This is a genomic window from Salmonella sp. SAL04196 (genome assembly GCF_046550835.1).
GTDB classification, from domain to species: domain Bacteria; phylum Pseudomonadota; class Gammaproteobacteria; order Enterobacterales; family Enterobacteriaceae; genus Salmonella; species Salmonella enterica.
In genome coordinates this window covers 1-2,186 of record NZ_JBGDXE010000018.1, presented here as the reverse complement: position 1 = coordinate 2,186, position 2,186 = coordinate 1, and the positions used below count along the sequence as shown (strand labels likewise).

At 54.1% G+C, this 2,186-nt stretch carries 1 rRNA gene; it reads right to left on the bottom strand.

The features are described 5' to 3' along the window. Positions 1 to 2,186, bottom strand: a 23S ribosomal RNA gene (locus tag ACLJPE_RS23135); the annotation flags it as partial.

Sequence of the window (2,186 nt, the reverse complement as noted above, 5' to 3'; positions counted from 1 at the left end):
AAGTCTCAGGGAGAACTCATCTCGGGGCAAGTTTCGTGCTTAGATGCTTTCAGCACTTATCTCTTCCGCATTTAGCTACCGGGCAGTGCCATTGGCATGACAACCCGAACACCAGTGATGCGTCCACTCCGGTCCTCTCGTACTAGGAGCAGCCCCCCTCAGTTCTCCAGCGCCCACGGCAGATAGGGACCGAACTGTCTCACGACGTTCTAAACCCAGCTCGCGTACCACTTTAAATGGCGAACAGCCATACCCTTGGGACCTACTTCAGCCCCAGGATGTGATGAGCCGACATCGAGGTGCCAAACACCGCCGTCGATATGAACTCTTGGGCGGTATCAGCCTGTTATCCCCGGAGTACCTTTTATCCGTTGAGCGATGGCCCTTCCATTCAGAACCACCGGATCACTATGACCTGCTTTCGCACCTGCTCGCGCCGTCACGCTCGCAGTCAAGCTGGCTTATGCCATTGCACTAACCTCCTGATGTCCGACCAGGATTAGCCAACCTTCGTGCTCCTCCGTTACTCTTTAGGAGGAGACCGCCCCAGTCAAACTACCCACCAGACACTGTCCGCAACCCGGATCACGGGTCCACGTTAGAACATCAAACATTAAAGGGTGGTATTTCAAGGTCGGCTCCATGCAGACTGGCGTCCACACTTCAAAGCCTCCCACCTATCCTACACATCAAGGCTCAATGTTCAGTGTCAAGCTATAGTAAAGGTTCACGGGGTCTTTCCGTCTTGCCGCGGGTACACTGCATCTTCACAGCGAGTTCAATTTCACTGAGTCTCGGGTGGAGACAGCCTGGCCATCATTACGCCATTCGTGCAGGTCGGAACTTACCCGACAAGGAATTTCGCTACCTTAGGACCGTTATAGTTACGGCCGCCGTTTACCGGGGCTTCGATCAGGAGCTTCGCTTGCGCTGACCCCATCAATTAACCTTCCGGCACCGGGCAGGCGTCACACCGTATACGTCCACTTTCGTGTTTGCACAGTGCTGTGTTTTTAATAAACAGTTGCAGCCAGCTGGTATCTTCGACTGACTTCAGCTCCATGAGTAAATCACTTCACCTACGTGTCAGCGTGCCTTCTCCCGAAGTTACGGCACCATTTTGCCTAGTTCCTTCACCCGAGTTCTCTCAAGCGCCTTGGTATTCTCTACCTGACCACCTGTGTCGGTTTGGGGTACGATTTGATGTTACCTGATGCTTAGAGGCTTTTCCTGGAAGCAGGGCATTTGTTGCTTCAGCACCGTAGTGCCTCGTCATCACGCCTCAGTGTTAAAGTGAACCGGATTTACCTGGAACACACACCTACACGCTTAAACCGGGACAACCGTCGCCCGGCCAACATAGCCTTCTCCGTCCCCCCTTCGCAGTAACACCAAGTACGGGAATATTAACCCGTTTCCCATCGACTACGCCTTTCGGCCTCGCCTTAGGGGTCGACTCACCCTGCCCCGATTAACGTTGGACAGGAACCCTTGGTCTTCCGGCGAGCGGGCTTTTCACCCGCTTTATCGTTACTTATGTCAGCATTCGCACTTCTGATACCTCCAGCAACCCTCACAGGCCACCTTCGCAGGCTTACAGAACGCTCCCCTACCCAACAACGCATCAGCGTCGCTGCCGCAGCTTCGGTGCATGGTTTAGCCCCGTTACATCTTCCGCGCAGGCCGACTCGACCAGTGAGCTATTACGCTTTCTTTAAATGATGGCTGCTTCTAAGCCAACATCCTGGCTGTCTGGGCCTTCCCACATCGTTTCCCACTTAACCATGACTTTGGGACCTTAGCTGGCGGTCTGGGTTGTTTCCCTCTTCACGACGGACGTTAGCACCCGCCGTGTGTCTCCCGTGATAACATTCTCCGGTATTCGCAGTTTGCATCGGGTTGGTAAGCCGGGATGGCCCCCTAGCCGAAACAGTGCTCTACCCCCGGAGATGAATTCACGAGGCGCTACCTAAATAGCTTTCGGGGAGAACCAGCTATCTCCCGGTTTGATTGGCCTTTCACCCCCAGCCACAGGTCATCCGCTAATTTTTCAACATTAGTCGGTTCGGTCCTCCAGTTAGTGTTACCCAACCTTCAACCTGCCCATGGCTAGATCACCGGGTTTCGGGTCTATACCCTGCAACTTAACGCCCAATTAAGACTCGGTTTCCCTCCGGCTCCCCTAT